This window comes from Bradyrhizobium guangzhouense (assembly GCF_004114955.1).
Classification (GTDB): Bacteria; Pseudomonadota; Alphaproteobacteria; order Rhizobiales; family Xanthobacteraceae; genus Bradyrhizobium; species Bradyrhizobium guangzhouense.
Map to the genome: position 1 here is coordinate 1,016,176 of NZ_CP030053.1, position 23,076 is coordinate 1,039,251.

Genomic DNA, 23,076 nt, shown 5'->3' on the forward strand with positions numbered 1-23,076 from the left:
CTCATTTAATGCTGGCTGGGGCTGCGTCAACCGGCTGCGCCGGGACGCCCGCGCATGCGCCGCGCCAGCGCGCGCATCTGGGTGATGAAAACCTCGACGGCCGGGCTGAGCGTTCGCGCCTTCAGCGTGACGAGAACGACCGGCAGCGGCCTTCCGAGCACCACCGGTAGCGCGACCAGCGACCATCGCTTCGCATTGTAGCGTACCAGCGATTCCGGGACCGACGAGAGATAGCGCCCGGTCGCCAGCAATTGCATGCGCAGCTGCATCGAATAGGTCGTCACGGTCCGGGACGGCGGAGGCAGGCCCTGCGCGGTGAAAGCGGTGTGGACGAGCTCGCGCACCGCCGTACTCGGCGGCGCCAGGATCCAGGATTCGGCGACGAGATCCGCAAGCGCGAGCTTGCGCCGGCCGGCCAGAGGATGGTTCGTGCCGGCGCCCGCCACGATTGCCTCTTCGTACAGCGTCTCGACCGCAAGGTCATCGTCCTCGATCGGCCCGCCGATGCGCCCGAGCATCAGATCGACTTTGCGATCATGCAGTTCGCGAAACTCCATCGCGGCCGTATTGGCGTCGATCACATGTACGACGAGCTTGGGATAGCGAATCGCGAGCTCGGCGGTGACGGCCGCAAGCAGGCCGCCGGAGATGAAGGATTCCGATGCGCCGACCCAGATCTCGCCGGTGCCGGGATCGGACATGAACTCGATGTCGCGCACGCCCTGGCGCAAGGCATCGAACGCTTCGGTGCCGCGCAGAAGCATTGCTTCGCCGAATGCGGTCGGCGAAACGCCGCGCGGCCCGCGATCGAGCAAGCGCACGCCGAGCGCGGCTTCGAGATCGGCAATGGCTTGCGAGATCGCCGGCTGTGTGAGGCCAAGCTGCGTGGCGGCCTTGGCCATGCTGCCGAATTTCACCACGGACGACAGCACGTGCAGATCTCGCAGCCGTATCCGGCGTCCAATCCGCGCATCCCAGTCGGCCAGCTTCTTTGCCATTAGCCTAGCTTATATCCATATTCGTGATTTGGCCATTCTGCTTATAGCTTCTCCACGTCATGGTCGCGGCGTCCACGGCCACCATTCACCAGGAGACCCCATGACCCTCACCAGGACACTGACATCGAGCCTCGCCGCGCTGGCGGGATTGGGCGCTGCCGCGGTCCACGGACTTCACGCCGAGGGCAACGCGCCCGCCTATGTGATCAACGAAATCAGTGTGAGCGATCCGGCCGGCTTCGCCTCCTACGCGACGCAGGAAGGCGCCCTGATCGACAAATTCGGCGGCCGCTTTCTCTCCCGCGGCGGCAAGACCGCCGTGGTCGCAGGAGAGTTGCCGAAGCGCGTCACGATCTACGTCTTCGACAGCCTCGAACGGGCGCAAGCCTGGCGCGATGCGCCCGAGCAGAAGCAACTCGTGGCGATCCGCGACAAGGCGTCGAGCTTCCGCTCGTTCATCGTCGAGGGGTGCGGCGCCTGCAAGCCGCCGACCGGTTGAGCGGCAGAGCGCGCGGTGTGCCCTGGCTTTCTTGCGACGTCATTGAGATCGAACATGCAACGCTTCGCACCACCTGAACCAACGCAGCTCGCCGGCGAGAGCCGGCAGCTGCTCGCGCAAGTCAAGCTGGAGCTCGGGTCGGAGCCGATCATGATGCGGCTCCTGTCGCATTCTCCCGCGGCTTTGCGCGGCTTTCTCGCGCTGCGCCAGTCGCTGACGCAAGCGTCTCTGCCGCTGGCGTTGCGCGAACGGATTGCCATTGCGGTCGCGGCGGCGAACGAGTGCCATTGTTGCGCGGCCAATCATCGGCATTTCGGACAGCGCGCGGGGATTCCCGAGTGCGAACTGGACGCCGCGGCAGCCGCGACATCGGACGATCCCGGGGCGGCCGCCGCGCTACGGTTCACGCGCGCCCTGGTCCAGTCGCGCGGTCACGTCGACGATGCCGAGCTGGCGAGCATGCGCGCCGCGGGCTTCGATGAGGCTGCAATCATCGAGGTCGTTGCGGTGGTGTCGGCGAACATGTTCGCAAACTTCGTGAACAATCTTGCGCAATCGATTCCGGACCATTTCGCAGCGAACTGAGGCTCGCAGCTGTGCTCGTATGCCCGGCGTCAACCGCCGCCGCCAGCGGTTTGGGTATGCGGCGACGGTAGCACGAATTGTCCGGCGCGCTCGACCAGGAGATCCAGAAACGTCCGTGCGCGCAGCGACATCCACTGCGTTTCCGGATAGACCGCGTGCAATGGCAGCGCGGCGATGCTGTAATCGGGCAGCACATGCTCGAGCTCGCCGCTGCGAAGACCCTCCGCGGCATTCCACTCGGGCAAAATGGCGATGCCGAGATGCTGCATCGCCGCCGCCTGCATCGCATCGGCATCGTCGACGTGAATGGGGCCGTTGATCCCTGCGACGTGGCGGCCGTGCTCGGATTCGAAGGCCCATTGCTGCGCCGGCGACATCCTGGAATAGACGATGCACTGGTGCGAGGCGAGATCGTCGGGCGTTCGCGGCAGCGGCCGGCCGTGCAGATAGGTCGGCGTCGCGACCAGATAACGCTGCACGGTGCCGAGCCTGCGCGCGATCAATGTGCTCGCCTCCAGGTTTCCGATCCGCAGCGCCAGCTCGATGCCCTCTTCCACCAGGTTCACCAGCCGCTCGCTGAAGCGGATGTCGACCCGCACCTCCGGATAGTTCCGCACATATTCGGCGACGACGGGCATCATGTAGCGCCGCCCGAACGAGGAGGGCACGCCGATGCGCAGCGTGCCGGTGGGGCGCGGCGCCGCGTGCTCGACACTCGACCGCGCCATGTCGAAGCTGTCGAGGATCTGCCGCGCGAGATCGTAGATGCGGTGCGCCTCCGCGGTCGGCTTCAGCGTACGGGTCGTCCGTGAGAACAGCTGCGTGCCGAACTCGCTCTCCAACATCGCGATGCGCTTGCTGATCGCGGGCTGGCCGATGCCGAGCTCCTTGGCGGCCGCCGAGAAGCTGCCGCCCTCGAGGGTGCGCACGAAAGCGCGCAGGCAATCGATCCGGTCCATAATTCATTCCGATCTGGAATAAATTATATCCCATATATTCCGTAGCGGGCAATACGGCGGGCCGGTAGGCTTCCCCAAAACGAGCAATCACAGGGGAGAAGACGACGTGACACGCCATATCGGAATTGTCGGCGCCGGCATCGCCGGCCTGCATCTCGCGCTCTATCTGCAAAAGCACGGCGTCGACGCCACTGTCATCACCGACCGCCCGCCGGAGGAGTATCGCGACCTCAGGCTGCTCAACACCGTCGCGCATCACCACGTGACGCTCGCGCGCGAGGACTATCTCGGCGTCAATCACTGGACCGATCCGAAGGACCATTATTACTACCACGATCACGTCTTCAATTTCCCGCAGCCGCTGAGCTTCCGCGGCGACTTCTCGAAAGCGAGCCGCGCCGTCGATTACCGGCTCTATCTTCCCGCCCTGATGCAGGACTTCATGACGCGCGGCGGCAAGATCGAATACCGCCGCATCGAGGAGCGCGACATCGCCCCGCTGGTGGCGCGCTTCGACCTGCTCGTCGTCTCCACGGGCAAGGGGCCGCTCGGCCAGCTCTTCACTTACCGTCCGGAGCACTCGCCCTATCAGCAGCCGCAACGGCGTCTGTGCGTCGGGCTCTACACCGGCGTGCGGCAGCCAGATCCCATGAACGTCACGCTGTCGGTGTCGCCAGGCCATGGCGAGATGATCGTGATCCCGACCGTCACCTTCGGCGGCATCGCCAACGCGCTGTTGATGGAGAACGTGCCCGGCGGCGACATGGAGGAGCTGGCGACGCTCAGCTACGACGACAATCCGAAGCACTTTTTGAAGGTGTTGCTGGGCAAGCTGGAGAAGCATCATCCCACCACCTACGACCGCATCGACACCCTCAGGTTCGATCTGGCGCAGCCGCAGGATCTCCTGCAAGGCGGCGTGGTCCCGACCGTGCGCAACACGATGGTTGCGTTCGACGACGGCAAGTGTGCGATCGCGCTTGGCGACGTCCACGCCATCGTCGATCCCATGATGGGCCAGGGCGCCAACGTCGCCTCCTACGCGGCTTTCGTGCTCGGCGAGGAGATCGTCAATGCCGACGTACTCGATGCGCGCCTCTGCGAGACAATCGATTTGAAGCGGCAGGACCGCGTGCTGGCGGCCTCGCGCTGGACCAACGTCATGTTGCAGCCGCCGACGGAAGCGCTGGGCATGCTGATCGGCGCGATGAGCCAGAACCCGGCGCTCGCCAACGAGTTCACCGAGAACTTCAATTATCCGGATCGGCAGTGGGATCGCATCTCGACACCGCAGCGCATCCGGGCCTGGATCGAACGCATGTCCGCGCCATCAGAGCCCGTCAGGGCAATCGCGTGACGCCAGATGCGGGCGAAGAGTGAAATGCAACGCGCCAATCCCGCATCGTTCCGCGAAGCCGCATCGCGCTTTGTAACCGGCGTCACGGTGCTGACGGCGCTGGACGAGCACGGCCGCGTCTGCGGCATGACCGCGAACAGCTTCGTCACGGTCAGCCTGTCGCCGCCGACCGTGCTGGTCGCGGTCATGCCCGGCCGCATGCACCGCGCGATCTCGGCCACGGGACGCTATTGCGTCAATGTCCTGCCGGACCACGGCCGCGACCTGTCGCGCCATTTCGCCAGCCAGCCCAACGGAGGCGCAGCTCCAGATTACGACATCGTCGACGGCCTGCCGCGCCTGCAGGGCTGCATCGCCTGGTTCGCCTGCGAAGTTATCAGCCACGTCGATGTCAGCGACCACACGCTGATCATCGCCGAAGTATCGAGCTGCGACCACCGCGACACCACGCCGCTGGTGTTCTTTTCCAGCCGGTATCATCGCGGGGCGGGGGCGCTGGTGGAGAGGTGAGGGGCGGGCAATCGCAATGAGAGAATGTTTCGCTGCGGCGCATCGCCCGCCGCTGGTGGGCCCTCAGGACGAGGGCGAGGGACGAGGCCGCCAACCGAGGCGACCTCTCCGTTGTTTTCATACCTGCCCACAAACCAGGGTAGCGCCGCCCATGATCAATCCTGCTTCGATGCCAGCTGTGACGGCATGCCACCATGCCGTCTCACAGTTTCTAAGTCCGCCGCTCACGGCATCCAGCTCCACAGTCGTCAATTCACACGGTGTGATTTCGCCCGTATTGCCGATTTCATCTTTCCAGGTATCCATCTTTATCTCCTCTGGGTGCGGGCCGTCTGGGCGACCCCTCGTTATGATCCAATATGCGTCGAGCAATAATAGCTGCCTGGGGTCTCCCCGATCCCTTTCGCTAGCCCGATCTGGAACCAGGCCCACGCTTCCGTCTGATTGTTGCGAAGCCCACCGCTGACGCTATCGAGGTCTTCGGCCGTCAGTTCGGGCTCGCTGATTTCGAGTTGCTGTCCTTCCATGTCCGCCTCCTGTTGAATTTGGAGGGGCCATTCCCTCCCAATCTGTAGTTGCGCAGGATATGCGATCAGGTCTTGCTCGCAGTGATGTTCATCACACTTCAAAGATCGGCCAGTCTTGATTTTAACGAGATGCGACGACGGCGCTGCCAAATGGGGCTGGGGACCATTGCCCATTGTCCCGGCACCTCGGCAAGTCCGGCATATCGCCCGTGCGTCGAGAAATCCTGGGCGCACGCGTCGCCAAAGGTGGCGGCCTTTCGGATGCGATCCTCAACTCAAATACAAACACGCGGGTAATGGCTGCGATTGAACAGCCACGGATGCCCGGGCCATACCCGCTCGATCATCATGATTGGGCCGCCACTCCCATGCGATTTGCACCGTCGAAGACGGATGGACGTATCAAGAAATGACGCGCTGTCGGAGACCCAGTCGCGTGCGTGAGGCTACTCACAGTCGGACCAATGGAATTCGCGATAAGCATGCCGCACATCTCAACAGGAGGCTCACGATGTCGACGAACGCCAAGACTGAATCCACGCCGCTGCGCGATGACGAAATGGCCGCCGTCTCTGGCGGACGATGCCCGATCACGAATGGCGACGACCCGCGTTTTCAGCTGACCATGCAAGTCATGCAATACACGTATCGGCAGGCGACCTACTTCGGCAACGGAACCTGCCCGTAAGCAAGGGCGCGAAAACCCAAGCTGTCGCGCTCGGCCCCCGTTCTGGTCCGCTTCCGACAACGGACATTGCAAGACCCCGCCGGGATGTCTCGAACGGGACAAAACCGGTCGGGACGCTTAGTCAATCTACCAGCAACCATAAGGAAGCAGACACGAGCGGTTCCATCTAAGCAAGAATGGATTGCTTCTCCATCTCTGGGTAGTCTCGGCTGAATTTGGGAAGCGGAAAGCATGGTGCCAGCAGACTACGTCTTTGGCTTCGCTATCGCGTTTGTCGTCGGCTTAAACCTGTATCTTGGCCCGCGTATCGCAAGCGAGCGTGTCGCCATGCAATGGGGTCCCGACGGCGAGCCGACTTGGTACGCCCCAAAATGGCTTGCAATGTGGGGGATGATTGCCTTCATGGGGGCCGTCCGGCTCTTCATTTGGGCGGCTTCAACCTATGCGCCGCGGCATGTGCACGGTGCTGAATTGGGAATAGTCATTTTCTCGTTGATCGCCGCCGGTTCTCACCTGTTTGTCCTGATGAAGGCGAGAGCCACTCTCTGAAAATTTTCTAAAGTCCGCTCCGGATCGAGCAGTGAAAGGTTGAGCTGATCATTATGGGCACATTCTACAGCGACGGTCAGATACAGGAAGCGATTGCGGCCTTGGAGGGCTACTCTCCGGGTATTTGGGAAGCCATGAAGAAGATGGCTTTCATCACGGACCCGCAGAGTGAGGAAGAAAGGTTAGCAAAAGCGGCCATCTCACGTGCGCTGATTGTTGTTTTGCCCGAGGTCTCCTTCGTCGCTCAGGCCGAAGACAAATTCGAGGCCGAGAACCGTCTGATCATAGACGTGGGCAATGCTCTCAGAGGCGCAATCGATGCAGCTGGGTCCCAGCGCAACTGAATGTCCGCTTGGTTCAATCGCGCCGTTTTGGCCCGGTTTAAGTCAGGTCCGGTCTACGCCTGACGGCCGACATATCCTCGGCCGTGGGATACGGTAGTGATGGGCCATGAGCGGAAATCCTGGGCCGCTGATTTTCCGGGTATTCGGTACCCGAAAAAGGTGAGCGATTATCCCCTCACCTCTGTGGGCCCCGGGAAACCAATTGCCCACCCCTCATAACCCATCGGATCGCCCGGGTATTGGCGATGTTGTCCAAAGGATTGTTCGTGAGCAGGACGAGATCAGCGAATCTTCCTGGCTGGATTAGGCCGACATCGTTTGAGCGCAACGCCCTCGAGGCGTTTTCGCCCGTCATCTTCAACACCACGGATGGCGACAGACCTGCTGCCACCAGCAACTCAAACTCCTGATGAAGGCTCTCGCCTGGAATAATCCAGGGGTTGGTCAAATCGGTCCCGGTCGTCAGCAACACGCCCGCATCTCGCATCATGAGCACGAGAGTCTGTAACTTGGGGTAGGCTGCGTTCCAGCGGCGGTAATCTTGCTCAGACCAGTCGTCGGTCGAGGTGATATTCCTGCATTGGGTCCAGTCGTGGTAGAGCGCGGGCACGATCTTTGCGAAGCGATTATTAGCGTAGCGACCGCCATGAGGCGCGGCGAATTTCGTGTCGTAGGCGATCAATGTGAGATCAACCGAGATGCCTCTTTTGGCAACCTCGGCGACCATGCTTTTCACCTCGACTGACGAAAGATCTAGCAATTCGAGCCAATCGATCCGCGCGAGAAAAGAACCTGCGTTGTAGCCTTGGGCTAGCTCCAAGTAGCGCTTCCGGTTTTCCGGAGTCAGTGTTTTGGGGGACCAGTCGACGGTATGCGCCAGATGGTCGATACCGAGTTGAGCCGCTTCGAGCCACGAGGTGCGGCCCAAATGGCCAATCACGGGAATTCCATGGCGGTGCGCCTCGTCGATGACGGTTCCAACCGCTTGAGGCGATAGGCGAGCGTAGACTTTGAAATAGTCGGGTCGGTATGGCATCGCATCGCGTACGATGTTCCGCAGCTGTTGATCGGTCAGCTTCGCGTCATTGATCAGCTCGGCCGATGCGAACGCCCGCGGGCCGCGGACTGCGCCGGCGTTGAGGTCGTCACGCAGCCGCAGCCCTTCAATTGTCGGGGTTGCCGGGCTGCGCACCGTCGTTATCCCGAAGTCGAGGAGTGTGGACAACTGCTGCTCAGAAACGGCTCGGTCGAAATGTTGTGTTGCCGAGTCGTCGGCAGCGCACCTCGGCTGCATAAGGTGCGCATGCATGTCGATAAATCCAGGTACGAGGTAGCCATCTTGGCCATCTATGATGGTCGTATCCGCCGGGGCTGGCCCATTCTCCGGCAGAACTTGAGCGATCCGTTGACCCTCGATTAAGACGCGGCCCTTTGCGACCGGACCGCCGCGGCCGTCCAGAATATTGACGTGATCAATAAGAATACGCGCCGACGGTGCTTGTCCAAACGCTGCATCCGGCTGCACGACCGCTACAAATGCGGCCGACATGATGGAGAGACTCAGGCCTGGTAGTGAACAGCGAAGTTTGATTTTCGTTAGACGGAGCATGCGCGTAAAGACCGAGGATTGGCTGGATAGGCCGTGGACGCTGAGTTAACAGCGATAAGCGCAGCTCTCAAGTGGCAGGCAAAGTCGGCTTCGGGTCAAACTGAGACCTCGGATCGGCGCTCGGTCGCGTCCGGTCCGCTCTCAACACCAGACATCCAATTGGCGGACAGGGATGGCAGAGATGGGCCACAAACGGACTCATAAAGCGCAACGTCCTGGGCTCACTCGATCACCTCGTCGGCGCGGGCGAGCAGAGCCGGAGGGACCGTGAGACCCAGGGCGCTCGCCGTCTTGAGATTGATGATCAGCTCAAATTTGACGGGTTGTTGGACCGGAAGATCACCCGGCTCCGCGCCTTTTAGGATTCTATCGACATAGGTTGCTGCACGTCGGTAGAGGTCGGGCCAGTCGGAGCTGTAGCGGATCAATCCATTTCCGAGCGCCTGCACGTTTGCATAGAGGTCCGGTAGGCGGTACTTGCCGGCGAGGCCAGTGATACGCTCGTGGTTGGCCGAAAGCATGATGTCCGGCAGAGCGATCATGGCGCCTCTCGGCCTTTTTGCAAAGGCGTCAACCTCTGCTTCGATTTCCGCGGCGCTTTTCACGTGCGCGATGGTCAACTGTATTTCGAGCAATGGCGCCGCGTCTTGCATCGTTTTTACGTGTGTCCGCCAAGTTGGGTTTGGGCCGGCGAGGACCAGAACGTTCGTCGTGCGCGGCGCAATTTCCTTGAGCAGTTCTAGCCATTTTCCGGCGATCGAGAATTCATATGCGGCAAAGCCGGTTATGTTTGCTCCAGGATGTGGGAGACTTTGCACAAGGCCCTCCTGAACGGGGTCGGCAACGTGCACGAAAACAATCGGAATTCTCTCAGTTAGATCGCGCAAGACAGTTGTCGCCTGCGTACCACCACTGACAATCACTTCAGGATTGAGATCAACCAGACTGGCAGCGTCGGCTCTCAGTTTGTCAGGGTCTGGTCTGGCCCAGCGAAAATCAGACTGGATATTCTTGCCTTCGATCCAGCCGAGGGCACTGAGGCCCTCTCGAAGCGCACGTGCGTAGGCTTCTTGGACGGGACTAGTCACTACGAAGGCTCCAATCCGCCGCGTACGCTGTTGAGCCTCCGTACAAACCGGCGTCATAGCTGCCAAGCCACCTAGACCTAGGATGAATTCGCGTCGCTGCACAACTACTCCTCCAGAGCCAACCTTTACACGCTATCATGTTGCTGAGCGCGGATGCACAGTCTGTCGCAGCAAATTAGCCGCTCGAAGTTCGGCAATGGGTCAAAGGCTACCCTCAGCAGCCAGCATGCCCTTGGTCGGGTCACCTCTCGGAAGCCGACATCGCTGCGCTCTGGGTTGAGGTCAGCCACGGGCCGGAAGCGGACCTCGCAGATCATTCGGCGTTTGATGGCGTCACCCGAACTGCGCGACCACGGCCGACCACAGACGCCAGATTTCGGGGGACTTTTCATCGACGGCGGTCTGCACCATGACCAGCTTGGAGGGCGGATCAACGAGGATGCGCTGCCCGAGGTAACCCAAGAGTGCGAATTGCCGTCTGCTACCGGGAAACAGGTAGACCTGATAGCCGTAGCCGAACCCTCCCTCGGCCTTTGCCAGATACGTCTCGGCGGCGCGCACTGTGGTCGCATCAATCATCCACTGTGCAGGTATGATCTGTTTGCTCTCCCACGCTCCGTCGTGGGCCAGCAGACGGGCGAGTCGGGCGTAGTCGCGCAGTACCGCATTGAAGAACCCGTGGGCTACCTCACCGCCTTCCGCATCAACCAGCCATTTGGCATCCGCTTCCGTGCCGATCGGCTGCCAGACTTTTTCCTGGAGATAGCCGCACATTGATTGACCGGTCGCGTAACGCAGCACGAGACCAAGCACATCCGTCTCGATACTGGCGTAATGGAATCGCGTCCCCGGCGGTGCGATCCGTTGATTGAATTGCGCGATGCTGGCAACGGTGCCTTTTTGGGAAAACCAGTGCTTGCGCACCATGTCGCCCCACAGGCGATCGAGGTCGTCTCCGCTGCCTTTCGCCTCGTCGTTCTCTTCACCGAACTTCACGCCAGACGACATGTGCAACAGCGCACGGATCGGCGTTGCACCGTACTCCGTGCCTTTCAAGCCCGGAACATAGGTCTCCACAGCATCATCGATCGACTTGATCGCGCCTTCCGCGGTCGCGATCCCTATCAGCATGCCGGTGATCGATTTTGCCATCGATTGCGATATCAGCCGGTCTCGATCGGTGCGGCCGTACTGATAGCGCTCGACCAGAATCTCGTCGTCCTTGGCGATCAACAGGCCCGTCACCGGATTGCGCGCCAGGTAATCCGCAAGCGAAGCGCGGTTTCCCTTGTACTGGTAGTCAATATCCGCAGGCGTTCGCTTGAACGGCCAGGCCGTGGCCGCGCGATTGACGTGACGCGTCGGGAATATCTCATCGTAATGACTGAATGCGCCGACGCGGTATTTTGGCGCCGGATTGCCGGGCTGGTAGATCCGCCACCGGTCCTTGATTGGGTAGTTCTCTGCCGCTCCGTAAAGTTCGGCGTCCGGGCCATCAGCGAAAAAGGACGGATCACCACCGATTTCGGCAGCCCAGCTCCATTTCGCCGTTGCCCCAACGCAAGTTGCCGCAAGTCCGGTCAGGACAGAGCGTCGCGAGAATGCTTTCCCGGCGCCGGCAATGGACTTTGGAGGACTTGTCATCGCTCACACCCTTCCAATCCCGCCGCCGAGTGTACGCGATTTCGCGCCGAGCGACCAAGCATCGGATGTCCGCTTCGGATCAAAATGAGAAGAAACCGGCACGCGCCAATCAAGTCGGCTCGGCTCCACTAAGCGGACTTCAACGAAGCGTACCGCCAATTCGCGCATGGGCCACGAATGGACTCACGCAGCACAACAACACGGGTCTATTCGATCACGTCGTCAGCGCGGGCGAGCAGAGTCGGCGGCAGTCGCAGACCGAGGTGCTTTGCTGCTTGTTGGTTGACGATCAGCTCAAATTCGGTTGGCACTTGAACCGGCAGCTCGGCTGGATTGGCGCCTCGCAAGATCTGGTCGATGTATGTGGCAGCGCCGACATATATCGTCTTCATGTCGATGCCGTAGGATATCAGGCCGCCCGCTTCAACGAAGTCACGAAGCGGATATATCGCCGGAAGACCGCACTGTCCGATCAGCGCCGTTAGATGACCTCTTTGAATCCAGGTAAAGGCGTCCGGCAGGAAAATCAGCCCACTATTGGGCTTCTCCTTCAGAGAGACAATCAACCGCTCGATGCTGGAACTGTCACCGCTGGGTGCCTCCACCGACACGATCCCAGCGACATTCGCAGCCTCATCGATCGATTTGCGAAATGCAGCAGCATTATTTCCAGGTTCGGGATTGTATATGAGACCCACCTGTTGGATGTCTGGTGCAACCTCCTTCAGAATGGAAACCCATTTGCCCCCGAGCGACGGCACGAATGGCGTAAAGCCGGTCACGTTGCGGCCCGGTCTGGGAAAGCTGTCGACGTAGTGTCTGCCGACCGGATCGCTGACCATTGCAAAGACGGTCGGAATCGTCGAGCCTTCCAGTTGAAGTGCCGCCATCGAGGTGTTGGTTATGGCATACAGCACATCTGGCCTTAGAGCGATCAGCTCGCGGGCATAGCGATGCGCCAGATCGGTATCCCCGTTGTACATCCGGTATTCGATCTTGAGATTTTGGCCGAGCGTCCAGCCCCGCCGTTTGAGCGTTTCTTCCAGAAGCAGCGGTGCGGGCCCGGGCGCGTCCAAAGCGAGCACACCGATTCGATGAACTTGGGCTTCAGCTTTGGATATTGCCATCGTGCCTAAACCGGCAATGGCGCCAACGGCTCTCAGGAAATCGCGTCGCCTCATTCGAATGCTCCGCCAAGCCTTGACGGGGATTTGATCATAACGGGCACAACTCGGCCAGTGGACTCAACGGCCCAAAGGGCAGCTTTGGGTCGACCTGAGAAGACCCCAGTTCGAGCAAATCTGCTCAGCCGATCCCGACTTCGCGCCCCGGAGGCGCTCCATCTCCTTGAGCGCAGCCTCGTCCTCGTGTGCTGACCTGATCGGGTTGATTTCACTCGCCGCCATGTCGAACGTCTCTTAAGCGTTGTCACGGGGAATGCGGCCCGTCACCCGTTTGCCGTTGGATCTGGCGAGCAGATGCGTGTCGAGCTGTCACGCGAGCGGGCGCCGGCCACACAGCGCGATCATGCCATCCTACGCCTGTTTTGCCCGACGCCTCAAGCATTTTTCGGTTTTGCGGAATTCTTTGCGCGGGCGGCCGGTTCAGGCGGGATGATGGCGCGACTCGACCTCGTTGCGCTTCAAGTCCTTGATTTCGCCATCGCCGGCTACTGTGCATGGGGTTGTTTTCGACTTTTTGCTTCAAGGGTGCAAAACTATCGGTCCGAGCCCGACCGGTCCGGCGCTCGCCTTTTCATCAGTCCATTTTCAGGAGACGCACCATGCAGGTTTACAATGTGGTGAAGTTCAGGGTGAAGCAGGGTGAGGAAGCCGCCTTCCTCGATGCGCACCGGAACGGCAAGGCGAAATGGCCGGGCCTCGAACATGGCGTCATCATCAAGACCGGCGAGCAGAGCTTCTGCCTGATCGGCACCTGGGCTAGCCAGGACGCGATGGTCGCGGCACGGTCCGCGATGATCAAGACGCTCGACAGTTTCAGGTCGGTGCTCGAGGACCAGGGCCAAGGGCGCGGCGTCACGGACGCCGTGTCGGGGGCGGTGGTGCTCGATCTCTAGAGCATGATCCGGAAAAGTGTGAAGCGGTTTTCGGAAAAGATCATGCTCAAACAAAGAACCAAAGCGCGATGACGATTCAACCCAATCTCATCGCGCTTTAGCGCGCGGGAGTGCGCTACTTCATCAGCCGTATGCCCTTGGTCGTGAACTTCTGCGTCTTGCCGCCTGGTCGAACGGGGCGCCGGGTGCCGGCGGCCTTGCCGGTGCCGGGCGGCTGGTGCGCGGGGACGAGCTGGTGGGGCTGCGAGCCGATCAGGTCGCGGCGGCCCATCTCGATCAGGGCCTCGCGCAGCACCGGCCAATTGTCGGGGTCGTGATAGCGCAGGAACGCCTTGTGCAGGCGGCGCTGGCGCAGGCCCTTGATCGCCTCGACCTTGTCGCTGCCGCCGTGGCGCACGCCGCGCAAAGGGTTGACGCCGGTGTGGTACATCGCGGTGGCGGTCGCCATCGGCGAGGGCAGAAAGGTCTGCACTTGATCCGCGCGATAGCGGTTCTTCTTCAGCCACAGCGCGAGGTTCATCATGTCCTCGTCGGTCGTGCCCGGATGCGCCGCGATGAAATAGGGGATCAGGTAATATTTCTTGCCGGCGCGCTCGGCCGCTTCGTCGAACATCCGCTTGAACTTGTCGTAGGCGCCGATGCCCGGCTTCATCATCTTGTCGAGCGGGCCGCGCTCGGTATGTTCAGGCGCGATCTTGAGGTAGCCGCCGACGTGATGGGTGACGAGCTCCCTGATGTATTCGGGGCTCTCGACCGCGAGGTCGTAGCGCACGCCCGAGGCGACCATCACCTTCTTGATGCCCTTGGTCTCGCGCACCTTGCGATAGAGGCGGATGAGATCGTCATGCGAGGTGTTGAGGTTCGGGCAGATCTCGGGGAAGACGCAGGACGGCCGGCGGCATGCGGCCTCGACCTTCGGGTCCTTGCAGGCCATCCGGTACATGTTGGCGGTGGGGCCGCCGATGTCGGAGATCACGCCGGTGAAGCCCGGCGTCTTGTCGCGGATCTTCTCGATCTCGCGCAGGATCGAGCCCTCCGAGCGGTTCTGGATGATGCGGCCCTCGTGCTCGGTGATCGAGCAGAAGGTGCAGCCGCCAAAGCAGCCGCGCATGATCGTCACCGAGAACTTGATCATGTCCCACGCGGGGATCTTGGCCTCGCCATAGGACGGATGCGGCGCGCGCGCGTAAGGCAGATCGTAGACCGCGTCCATCTCCTCAGAGGTCAGCGGGATCGGCGGCGGGTTGAGCCAGAGGTCGCGGTCGCCGTGACGCTGCACCAGCGGCCGCGCATTGCCGGGATTGCTTTCCCGATGCAGCACGCGCGAGGCGCGGGCGTAGGCTTCCTTGTCCTGCTCGACCTGCTCCAGCGCCGGCAGGCGGATCACGGTCGCGCCCTTCTGGCGCGTGGCGCCTTCGTCGGCGGAATCGAGATCGTCGGCGTGCAGCTCGGCATAGTCTTCGGGCACGCGGCGGAACAGCGCGACGCCCCTGATGTCGTCGAGCTCGCGCGGCGCTTGCCCGGCAGCGAGACGGTGCGCGACCTCGACGACGGCGCGCTCGGCATTGCCGTAGAGCAGGAGGTCGGCCTTGGCGTCGGCCAGCACCGAGCGGCGCACCTTGTCCGACCAGTAATCGTAATGCGCGATCCGGCGCAGCGAGGCCTCGATGCCGCCGAGCACGACAGGCACATCCTTGAACGCCTCGCGGCAGCGCTGGGCGTACACGATGGTGCAGCGGTCCGGCCGCTTGCCGCCTTCGCCGCCGGCCGTGTAGGCGTCGTCGCTGCGGATGCGGCGGTCCGCGGTGTAGCGGTTCACCATGGAATCCATGTTGCCGCCGGTGACGCCGAAGAACACCTTTGGCTTGCCCAACGCCTTGAACGGCTCGGCCGAGTGCCAGTCGGGCTGGGCAATGATGCCGACGCGGAAACCCTGTGCTTCCAGCAGCCGGCCGATGATCGCCATGCCGAAGCTCGGATGGTCGACATAGGCGTCCCCGGTCACCAGCACGATGTCGCATTCATCCCAGCCGAGGACGTCCATCTCGGCGCGGCTCATGGGGAGGAACGGCGCCGGCTTGCGCGGGCGTGCCTGTGCCATCAGGGGCTTGTCGGCGGTGATGATCTGGGTGTCCATGGCGCCAAGGCATAGGACTCCGGACGTGGGAATACAACCGACGGGAGCGTGAAAGATGCCGGTTCCGTCCTCGCTCGGGGGCGTTAACCGTCCGCGAAGCGACGGCAGGGCGGAGCGCGGCCGTTGTGGCCGGCTCGGTTCATTTGCAGGAACGATCCGGCTGCGCGCACATTCTGATTCAAGGGATCGTGGCGAGCCCGGCTTGCGCGCGCCCGTCCCCAGGATCTGCCTCGATATTCGCCTCGGGCGATGGGGGAACTGTGAGTACAGTCATAGAGAATTTGCTGTCGCGGAAGCAGAAGCTCGTCGAACAGCTCGAGAAGGCGCCGTCGGTCGAGGACCGCGACAAGATTGAGCACCAGCTCGAACAGATCAATACGGCGCTGGATTTTCTCGACAGGCCGGGACCGAGGGGCGGGGAATAGCCGCTCAATTCGCCGCCGGCGTCTCCACCCTCAAGGCTTTGGCGTAGACCACGCCGGAATTGGTGATATGCGTGGTCATCGCCGCTTCGAACGCCGCAAACTCGCCGCGCGCGAACAGATCGAGCAGCTTGCGATGCTCGTCGAATGACGAGCGGGTGCGCACGTCGATCGGAGAGGTCAGGTTGGTGCGCAGCGCCGCCACGCGGCCCGAGACCAGCTGGTAGGATTCGGCGAGATAGCGATTGCCGCAATGGGCGAACAGGCCTTCGTGAAAAGCAGCATCGGCGCGGCCATAGGCAATGTTGTCGCGCGCTTCGACCGCCGGCTCCATCGCCGCGATCGCCTCGCTCAGCGTCGCGATGGCCCCGTCGCGATCGTGACGAAAGGCGAGCTCGGCGGCCTTGGGCTCGAGCGCGATGCGGAAGGTGCAGAGCGCGGTAATGTCCTCGGCGCTCGGTGTGAACACGAAACTGCCGACCTGCGGCCGGATCACCACCAGCCCCTGCGCCTGCAGCTGACCCATCGCTTCCCGCACCGGCGTGCGGCTGACGCCGAAGGAGTTCGCCACCATCTCCTCCGAGATCGCGGCACCGAGCGCGAACTCGCCGTCGATGATGGCCTGCCGCAGCCGCAGCATCACCCGCTGCGACAGCGATTTCGGCGCATCGAGCTTCAGCGAGCGCATCGGTCCCTCAGATGACCTTGCCGGGGTTGAGCAGATGATCGGGGTCGAGTGCGGCCTTCAGCGTCCGCATCAAGGCGATCTCCGCTTCGCTCCGGGCATGTCCCAGCCACTTCTTCTTCAGCGTGCCGATGCCGTGCTCGGCCGAGACGCTGCCGCCCATGTCGCGCACGAGGCTATAGATGATCGTGTCCATCTCCTCCTTGGGCTGCTGCTCGACGGGAAGGCCCGTGACCCAGGAGACGAGGTGCAGATTGCCATCGCCGATATGGCCGTAATAGACGCTCTCGCAGCCCTTGATGCCGTCAGCGAGCGCCGCCTTGCAGCGCGTGGCGAATTCGTCCATCCGCGCCACGGCAAGGCCGATATCGTAGGAGATATGTGGGCCCAGCACCTGGCCGAATTCGGCGCAGATGTCGCGCACGCGCCAGAACGCCTGCGTCTGCGCCAGCGATTGCGCGACCGCCGCATCGACCAGCAGACCGCGCTCCATCAACTCTTCGAGCCAGGCCTGGAAGCGCGGCGCATCGACGCTCTCGTCGGTGCCCTGCGCTTCGACCAGCACATAGAGCCCCTGGCCGGCAGCGACCGGCGCCTTGACGCCGGCGCGGCTCGTGATCACGTCCCAATAGTCCGGCCACATCACCTCGAACGCCGACAGCAACGGGCCGAGGCCGCTGCGGGCGCCATCGAGCAGCGCGACGACAGCGGCATAGTCCTTGAGCGCGCAAAGCGCGGCCATGGTCGAGCGCGGCTTCGGAAACAGTTTCAGCACCACGCGGGTGATGATGCCGAGCGTGCCTTCCGAGCCGATGAAGAGATGCTTCAGATCGTAGCCGGCGTTGTTCTTCATCAGCTTGTTGAGGCTGGTGATGATGGTGCCGTCGGGCAGCACAACTTCGAGGCCGAGCACCAGCTCGCGCGTCATGCCGTAGCGGATCACGCGGTTGCCGCCGGCGTTGGTCGAGAGATTGCCGCCGATGGCGCAGGACCCGCGCGAGCCGAGATCGAGCGGAAAGAACAAGCCGGCCTCGTCGGCAGCCTTCTGAATCGTCTCGAGCGGCGTGCCTGATTTGACCGTCATCGTCATCGAGGCGCGATCGATCTCCTCGATACCACTCATGCGCTCCAGCGAGATCGCGACCCAGCCCGCGTCGGGCGCGGCGCCGCGGCAGAGCCCGGTCAATCCGCCCTGCGGCACGAAAGGCAGGCGCGCCTGCCGGCAGGTCGCAATCGCATCGGCAACGCCCTGCGCATCGAGCGGACGGATCACCGCGAGCGGCGTTTGCGGCAGGCTCGCGCTCCAGTCGTTGCAATTGCGTGCTGGCACGTCGTTGCCGGTCAGCACGGCGGCCGCGCCGAGCTTGTCGCGCAAGGCGGCGAGCCATGGCTCGGGAAAACCGACAGGGGTCACCATATTCATGCGAGACCTCCCTCTAATTTTGGCTGCGCCTCATGCGTGCGGCGGCGGCGGAAAGGGTTTGCGCTTATCTTGTATGTAAGGTACAAGATGGAAAGTAAAGCAAAAAAGGTGCCGATGGCCTCCGAAGATCGTTAGCGATCAGGAGCTTATCTGGAAGCCGCAACATCGGGTGGTGCTATGACGGAGGCAATTCGTGGGTTCTGGGTGGCGTCGGCGACGCCGCTGGCGACGGACGGCAGTGTGGATTCCGTCAAGCTCGCCGCTCATGCCAAGCAGCTGTTCGGCAAGGACGTGGACGGCGTCGTGCTGTTCGGCACCACCGGCGAAGGCACCTCCTTCAATGTCACCGAACGCATCGCGACCCTCGAGGCCGTGCTCAAGGCGGGCGTGCCGGCGGAGCGCATCGGCATCGGCGGCGGCTTCCCCGCCATCAGCGACAGCATCGCGCTGACGCGCGCCGCGCTCGGCCTTGGCCTGCGCCACGTTCTGATCCTGCCGCCCTACTTCGATCGCAGCGTCACGGCCGCCGGCATCGAGGATGCGTTCGCGGCGATCATCGACCGTGTCGCCGACGATCGCCTGCGCGCCTATCTCTATCACATCCCGCAGATCTCGGGCGTGGCGATCCCGACGAGCGTCGCCGCGAGCTTGCGCAAGCGCTACGACAAAATGGTTGCGGGCCTGAAGGACTCCAGCGGCGACTTCAAGCAATTCCAGGCATTCCGTGCGGCGGCACCCGAGCTTGCCATCACCGTCGGCAACGAAACCGACATCGCACGCGCGATCGCCGGCGGCGGCGCCGGCACCATTTGCGGCATGGCCAATATCGCGCCGGAGCTGGTCAAGGCGATGATCGACGGCAAGGACGTCGAGGCGCGCATGCAGGCCGCGGTCGATATCGTGGTGAAGTCGCCGTCTTTCCTGACGACGCTGAAGGCCATCCTTGCCGCGCAGACCGGCGATTCCGGCTGGCTCCGCGTGCGTCCGCCGCTTCGCGCATTGTCCGATGGCGCCGCGCTCAAGGCGAAGCTCGACGAGCTGACCAGCCCTGCGATCGCCTAAGCGCGCGCTTCATCGCTGTGGTCATCCACGGCGCGCGCCGACATGGCGCGGGCCGCGACCAGCGCCGCCGCAAAGCCGGCCGCTGCCCCCACGCCGAGTGCCCAGCGCGGGCCGAAATGATCCGCCACCCATCCGACGACAGGTGCGCCGATCGGCGTGCCGCCAAGCGCGACGCCGAGGCGCAGCGCCATCACCCGCCCCCTCATCCGCGGTTCGGTGGACAGCTGCATCATGGCGTTCGAGGTATTGGTGACCGTCAGCGCCGCGACGCCGATCAGGACCAGCGTGCCGGCGAACAGCCAGTAGTTCGGCGCTAGCGCTGCCAGCGTACATCCGGCGCCAAAAGTTGCGGCCCCCATCAGCAACGAGATGAACCGCGGCCGGGCGCGCCCTGCGGCCAATAACGCGCCCGAGATCGTGCCGATAGCCATCGTCGACGACAACAGCCCAAATCCGCGCGCATCGGTGTGGAAGACGCTGACCGCCATGGTCGAGATGAATATCGGGAAGTTCAGCCCGAACGTGCCGATCAGGAACAGCATGACCATGATCGCCCTGAGATCGCTGCGTGACCACACATAGCGAAACCCTTCCGTCATGCCGCCCGGCGCCCGGTGCGCCCGTGCATTCGGACGAAGCTCCGAGGTGCGCAGCAGTGTGAGCGAGCAGAGCACTGCCATGAAGGATGCAGCGTTGAGCAGGAAGGCCCAGCCGGTGCCGATCGAGGCGATGACGATGCCCGCGATCGCGGGCCCGACCATCCGCGCGGCATTGAAGGAGGTCGAGTTCAGCGCGATGGCGTTGGAGAGCTCGCCGTCGCCGACGAGCTCGGCCACGAAGGTCTGGCGCACCGGAGCATCGAAGGCCGCGGCGCAGCCGAACAGGAAGGCGAACACATAGACGTGCCAGAGCTGCACGAGGCCGGTGACCGTGAGAACGCCGAGCACCAGCGCCAGCAGTCCCATCGTCGCCTGGGTCGCGACCAGAAGTCGCCGCTGGTTGAAATGGTCGGCGGCAAATCCCGTCCACGGCATCAGCAGGAGCTGGGGCCCGAACTGGAGCGCCATTACGATGCCGACGGCCTGCGCATTGTGTCGTGTCAGCTCGGTGAGAACGAGCCAGTCCTGCGCGGCGCGCTGCATCCAGGTCCCGGTGTTGGACACCAGTGCTCCCGCAGCCCAAACGCGGTAATTGTAGTTCCGCAGTGAGCGAAATGTCCCCGCGCCCGGCACGCTTACGCACCCGTGGGCGTATTGCCGCCGTGGAATTGGCCAAACCGCCGCGCGAGGAAAAGGCTCAGGAACAATATGCCGAGCCCGAGCGCGACGACATCGGCCGTATCAAGCAGGGCGAACTCTCCGACGCGGCAGACGAGGAGGTATCCGACGATCATATTGAAGAAGCCCCAAAGTACGTTCACCGTCGACGAAGACAGACCTTCGCCCCTCGGCGTCGCGAACGGGGTCTGGAACGGTTCGCCGCGCAGGCCGCTGACGAGATGCGGAATGGCGTTCGCCAGAAATGCACCGCCCCAAAAATAGGAAACGAGATGAAGCCAGTTCATTTCTGCGCGCTCCGTACGGCCAATGAGGCGATGATTGCCTGCATTATCATGTGATCGTGCCTGCTGTTAGAACGATTCAACACCAGAGCTATTCAAGTCGCGGCGATGTTCTCTTCATCCGCAGTCGCTGCTAGATGCGCCAGCGTCAATGCCATGACTTGGAAGTGAATCACGTCCATCCGGTCATTCTGGGTCGGACCAACCTGTTGGGTTCGACCGCGCATGGTCGATCTTCCTACGTGGAGAGAGTGAGGGCTTTGCCAGGGCTCAACTCACACTCCCAACGGGTCCTGGCACGGTGATGCGGATCCGGTCGTGGCCAAAGGGCTCCATGCTCGAAAGCGAGCGCGACGAATTCCGCATCGACCGCAGGCTGCGGCCGTCACGCCAGCGAGCAGCGCTCGGCGATGATGCCGCCAATCGCGCGGGCAAACGGCAGGTTGCAACCCTCGGCAACACCAAGGGCTAGCTCGACGGCGTTAAGCTGCGGCAGGTCCACCAGATCGCTCGCGTGCCGCAGCGATTTGCGCATCCCGAGCTTGATCGGAAGGGCCGCATAGCCGAGGCCGGCTTTGACGGCGCCGACCAGCGCGGAAAGGCTGCGCGCCTCGCAGGCGATGCTCCATTCCCGCCCGGCCAGGCGCAGGCTGCGCAGCGCTTCGCCGCGATAGGCGCAGCCGTCCGCGAAAGCCACCAGTGGAACGGTATCGCTGGACCGGTTTGACGCCAGTCCCTTTCCAAACCATGCCATCGGTTCGAACGCGACCGCGGCGTCCGCTGCGTTCGACGGCGCGCGCTTGTAGAACGCGAGATCGAGCCGCCCATGATCGACGTCCTCTGCGAGCCGGGCCGACACATCGGTGCGCACCGATAGCTGCGCCTTGGGGAAGCGCGAACGGATCTCGCCGAAAGCCGACGCGAAATCGCGTTCGAGAAAATCGGCGGGCATGCCGAGCCTGATCGGCGAGTCCAATGCCGGCCGGCGCATGGCGGTGACCGCGCGCTCATTGAGCGCGATCATCTCCCGCGCATGCGCGATAAGTTCTGCACCCTTCACGGTCGGTCCGAGCATCCGGCCGCGGGCCCGCTCCAGCAGGGGGGTGGCCGACCACGGCTTCGAGCCGGGCGATCTGCAGGCTGATCGCGGATTGCGATCGTCCCAGCCGCTCCGCCGCGCGCGAAAAACTTTTGAGCTCGACGATGGCGAGCAGCGCGCGCAGCGTATCGAGATCGAGGGTCGTCGGCATGGAAGGCTCCCGCGCTGCGGACAATCGGAATGAGATTTATCAATCAAGCCATTGCGGAAATCAATTTCTCCCGTGAGGCCCGCTCGCGCTATCAGGCATGCGCACCGGTCGTAACCGAACGCGCGGGAGAAACATATGCAACGCCGCACTGTCCTGAAGGGTCTGGGTCTGACCGCTACCGCCGCCATCGCGAACACGCCGGCATTTGCGCAAGGCGCGGGAAGTGCTGCGAGCGCGGCGCCATCGCCCTGGCCTTCACCGCAATTGGCGACCGGCAACCGGCTCGGCTATTGCCGTGTCGGTAACGGTCCCACGGTGTGCGTGGTGCTACACGAATGGCTTGGCGATCACGTCAATTGGGAGCCGGTGCTGCCTTATCTCGATCCGGCGCGCTACACCATCGTGTTCATGGATCTCAGGGGTTACGGCTGGTCGCGCGGCATGAGCGGCAGCTACACGCTGGATGAGGCCGCTGCCGACGTGCTGCGCACCGCCGATGAACTCGCCATCACCCGTTTCCATCTTGTCGGTCACTCGATGTCTGGCCTGGTGGCGCAGAAAATTGCGCTTCAGGCGGGGGGCAGGCCCCAGAGCGTGACGCTGTTCTCGCCGGTGCCACCGACCGGCTTCCGCGCCGACGAGGCGGCGATGAAGGCGCTCAATGCCGTCATTGACGAGGACGAAGCGGCCGGGCGCGCGATCACCGCCCGCACATCCAGCCGCTACGGCGCCGGCTGGCTGCGCCGCAAGCTCACCATCGCGCGCTTGGCCTCGACGATCGAGGCCAAGCGCGGCTATCTCATCATGTTCACCTCCTCCACCATATCAGGCGAAACGCATGGACTGTCTGCGCCGATGCATGTCGTGACGGGCGCACTGGATATTCCGTTCTATCGTGGCGAGCCGCTGCGGAATGCCTTCGCGCTGGCCTATCCCCGCGTGACCTTCGAGACCATCGACGACGCCGGCCATTATTCCATGCTGGAAACCCCGGTGCGGGTCGCCAGCATCATCGAGAAGCAGCTCGCGGGCTAGCAGCCGCCATCTGAAGGAGCGGCTGGCTAAGGAGGACTAGCCAAGCCCGCCGCAATCGTTCAAAAGC

General features: G+C 62.9%; 26 protein-coding genes. 11 read left to right on the plus strand and 15 right to left on the minus strand.

Annotated elements, in window-relative coordinates; genetic code table 11:
* Positions 1–26 precede the first annotated feature (26 nt).
* Positions 27–998, minus strand: coding sequence for a LysR family transcriptional regulator (locus XH91_RS04950; protein WP_128949539.1), 972 nt, complete (start codon positions 996–998; stop codon positions 27–29).
* Positions 999–1,098: 100 nt separating this feature from the next.
* Here XH91_RS04950 and XH91_RS38695 point away from each other — a divergent pair, with 100 nt between their 5' ends.
* Positions 1,099–1,497 (plus strand): DUF1330 domain-containing protein, encoded by a 399-nt coding sequence (locus tag XH91_RS38695; RefSeq protein ID WP_164934284.1) that lies wholly within the window; start codon positions 1,099–1,101, stop codon positions 1,495–1,497.
* Between the two features lie 54 nt (positions 1,498–1,551).
* A complete protein-coding gene (locus XH91_RS04960) occupies positions 1,552–2,082 on the plus strand; it encodes a carboxymuconolactone decarboxylase family protein (RefSeq protein WP_128949541.1) in 531 nt (176 codons plus the stop codon).
* A gap of 29 nt (positions 2,083–2,111) precedes the next feature.
* Here XH91_RS04960 and XH91_RS04965 read toward each other — a convergent pair whose 3' ends face one another.
* On the minus strand, positions 2,112–3,041 hold the full coding sequence (locus XH91_RS04965) for a LysR family transcriptional regulator (protein ID WP_128949542.1): 930 nt from the start codon (positions 3,039–3,041) through the stop codon (positions 2,112–2,114).
* Positions 3,042–3,147: 106 nt separating this feature from the next.
* Between XH91_RS04965 and styA the strand changes: the two genes are divergently transcribed.
* Together styA and styB are read left to right on the plus strand one after the other, a co-directional pair.
* Positions 3,148–4,398 (plus strand): styrene monooxygenase subunit StyA, encoded by a 1,251-nt coding sequence (gene styA, locus XH91_RS04970; protein WP_128949543.1) that lies wholly within the window; start codon positions 3,148–3,150, stop codon positions 4,396–4,398.
* A 24-nt stretch (positions 4,399–4,422) separates the two neighbouring features.
* Positions 4,423–4,908 carry a styrene monooxygenase NADH-dependent flavin reductase subunit StyB gene (gene styB / locus XH91_RS04975; RefSeq protein ID WP_128949544.1) on the plus strand — a complete coding sequence of 162 codons (486 nt, stop codon included), beginning with the start codon at positions 4,423–4,425 and terminating at the stop codon, positions 4,906–4,908.
* Between the two features lie 117 nt (positions 4,909–5,025).
* On the opposite strand, the gene XH91_RS04980 is transcribed toward styB, so the two are convergent.
* A complete protein-coding gene (locus XH91_RS04980) occupies positions 5,026–5,214 on the minus strand; it encodes a hypothetical protein (RefSeq protein WP_128949545.1) in 189 nt (62 codons plus the stop codon).
* 41 nt (positions 5,215–5,255) lie between these two features.
* Entirely contained in the window at positions 5,256–5,435 is a 180-nt protein-coding gene (locus tag XH91_RS04985) for a hypothetical protein (protein WP_128949546.1), read from the minus strand.
* Between the two features lie 511 nt (positions 5,436–5,946).
* Between XH91_RS04985 and XH91_RS38700 the strand changes: the two genes are divergently transcribed.
* From XH91_RS38700 to XH91_RS04995, 3 genes are all read left to right on the plus strand, one after another.
* Positions 5,947–6,123, plus strand: coding sequence for a hypothetical protein (locus XH91_RS38700; protein ID WP_164934283.1), 177 nt, complete (start codon positions 5,947–5,949; stop codon positions 6,121–6,123).
* Positions 6,124–6,354: 231 nt separating this feature from the next.
* Positions 6,355–6,672, plus strand: coding sequence for a DUF1648 domain-containing protein (locus XH91_RS04990; RefSeq protein ID WP_128949547.1), 318 nt, complete (start codon positions 6,355–6,357; stop codon positions 6,670–6,672).
* 53 nt (positions 6,673–6,725) lie between these two features.
* Positions 6,726–7,016: a hypothetical protein gene (locus tag XH91_RS04995; RefSeq protein WP_128949548.1), complete on the plus strand. Its 291-nt coding sequence runs from the start codon at positions 6,726–6,728 to the stop codon at positions 7,014–7,016.
* Between the two features lie 175 nt (positions 7,017–7,191).
* Here XH91_RS04995 and XH91_RS05000 read toward each other — a convergent pair whose 3' ends face one another.
* The 4 genes from XH91_RS05000 to XH91_RS05015 form a co-directional block, all read right to left on the minus strand.
* Positions 7,192–8,565 (minus strand): amidohydrolase family protein, encoded by a 1,374-nt coding sequence (locus tag XH91_RS05000; RefSeq protein ID WP_164934282.1) that lies wholly within the window; start codon positions 8,563–8,565, stop codon positions 7,192–7,194.
* A 281-nt stretch (positions 8,566–8,846) separates the two neighbouring features.
* Positions 8,847–9,713, minus strand: a complete 867-nt coding sequence (locus XH91_RS05005; RefSeq protein ID WP_164938246.1) for an ABC transporter substrate-binding protein — start codon at positions 9,711–9,713, stop codon at positions 8,847–8,849.
* A 333-nt stretch (positions 9,714–10,046) separates the two neighbouring features.
* On the minus strand, positions 10,047–11,357 hold the full coding sequence (locus XH91_RS05010) for a serine hydrolase domain-containing protein (RefSeq protein WP_128949551.1): 1,311 nt from the start codon (positions 11,355–11,357) through the stop codon (positions 10,047–10,049).
* A 206-nt stretch (positions 11,358–11,563) separates the two neighbouring features.
* Positions 11,564–12,538, minus strand: coding sequence for an ABC transporter substrate-binding protein (locus tag XH91_RS05015; RefSeq protein WP_128949552.1), 975 nt, complete (start codon positions 12,536–12,538; stop codon positions 11,564–11,566).
* A gap of 602 nt (positions 12,539–13,140) precedes the next feature.
* Here XH91_RS05015 and XH91_RS05020 point away from each other — a divergent pair.
* Positions 13,141–13,434 carry a DUF718 domain-containing protein gene (locus tag XH91_RS05020; RefSeq protein WP_128949553.1) on the plus strand — a complete coding sequence of 98 codons (294 nt, stop codon included), beginning with the start codon at positions 13,141–13,143 and terminating at the stop codon, positions 13,432–13,434.
* A 115-nt stretch (positions 13,435–13,549) separates the two neighbouring features.
* Here XH91_RS05020 and XH91_RS05025 read toward each other — a convergent pair whose 3' ends face one another.
* Positions 13,550–15,571, minus strand: coding sequence for a YgiQ family radical SAM protein (locus XH91_RS05025; RefSeq protein WP_128949554.1), 2,022 nt, complete (start codon positions 15,569–15,571; stop codon positions 13,550–13,552).
* A 260-nt stretch (positions 15,572–15,831) separates the two neighbouring features.
* On the opposite strand from XH91_RS05025, the gene XH91_RS38705 reads away from it, so the two are divergent.
* Entirely contained in the window at positions 15,832–15,996 is a 165-nt protein-coding gene (locus tag XH91_RS38705; protein ID WP_164935583.1) for a hypothetical protein, read from the plus strand.
* Between the two features lie 4 nt (positions 15,997–16,000).
* On the opposite strand, the gene XH91_RS05030 is transcribed toward XH91_RS38705, so the two are convergent.
* Both XH91_RS05030 and XH91_RS05035 read right to left on the minus strand, forming a co-directional pair.
* Entirely contained in the window at positions 16,001–16,681 is a 681-nt protein-coding gene (locus XH91_RS05030; protein WP_128949555.1) for a GntR family transcriptional regulator, read from the minus strand.
* A gap of 7 nt (positions 16,682–16,688) precedes the next feature.
* On the minus strand, positions 16,689–18,101 hold the full coding sequence (locus tag XH91_RS05035) for an FAD-binding oxidoreductase (RefSeq protein ID WP_128949556.1): 1,413 nt from the start codon (positions 18,099–18,101) through the stop codon (positions 16,689–16,691).
* A gap of 177 nt (positions 18,102–18,278) precedes the next feature.
* Here XH91_RS05035 and XH91_RS05040 point away from each other — a divergent pair, with 177 nt between their 5' ends.
* Positions 18,279–19,163, plus strand: coding sequence for a dihydrodipicolinate synthase family protein (locus XH91_RS05040; protein ID WP_128949557.1), 885 nt, complete (start codon positions 18,279–18,281; stop codon positions 19,161–19,163).
* Here the strand turns inward: XH91_RS05040 and XH91_RS05045 are convergent.
* From XH91_RS05045 to XH91_RS05060, 4 genes are all read right to left on the minus strand, one after another.
* Complete coding sequence (locus XH91_RS05045; RefSeq protein ID WP_206736852.1) at positions 19,160–20,395, minus strand: MFS transporter; 1,236 nt, start codon at positions 20,393–20,395, stop codon at positions 19,160–19,162. The genes XH91_RS05040 and XH91_RS05045 overlap by 4 nt on opposite strands.
* Before the next feature lie 2 nt (positions 20,396–20,397).
* The gene (locus XH91_RS05050) at positions 20,398–20,727 is read right to left on the minus strand and encodes a hypothetical protein (RefSeq protein ID WP_128949559.1); all 330 of its coding nucleotides are present in this window, start codon (positions 20,725–20,727) and stop codon (positions 20,398–20,400) included.
* A 382-nt stretch (positions 20,728–21,109) separates the two neighbouring features.
* Positions 21,110–21,748, minus strand: a complete 639-nt coding sequence (locus XH91_RS05055; protein WP_164938247.1) for a LysR substrate-binding domain-containing protein — start codon at positions 21,746–21,748, stop codon at positions 21,110–21,112.
* On the minus strand, positions 21,732–21,974 hold the full coding sequence (locus tag XH91_RS05060) for a helix-turn-helix domain-containing protein (RefSeq protein WP_128949561.1): 243 nt from the start codon (positions 21,972–21,974) through the stop codon (positions 21,732–21,734). The genes XH91_RS05055 and XH91_RS05060 overlap by 17 nt, the downstream gene beginning before the upstream one ends.
* A gap of 135 nt (positions 21,975–22,109) precedes the next feature.
* On the opposite strand from XH91_RS05060, the gene XH91_RS05065 reads away from it, so the two are divergent.
* Positions 22,110–23,009 (plus strand): alpha/beta fold hydrolase, encoded by a 900-nt coding sequence (locus XH91_RS05065; protein WP_128949562.1) that lies wholly within the window; start codon positions 22,110–22,112, stop codon positions 23,007–23,009.
* Positions 23,010–23,076 lie beyond the last annotated feature (67 nt).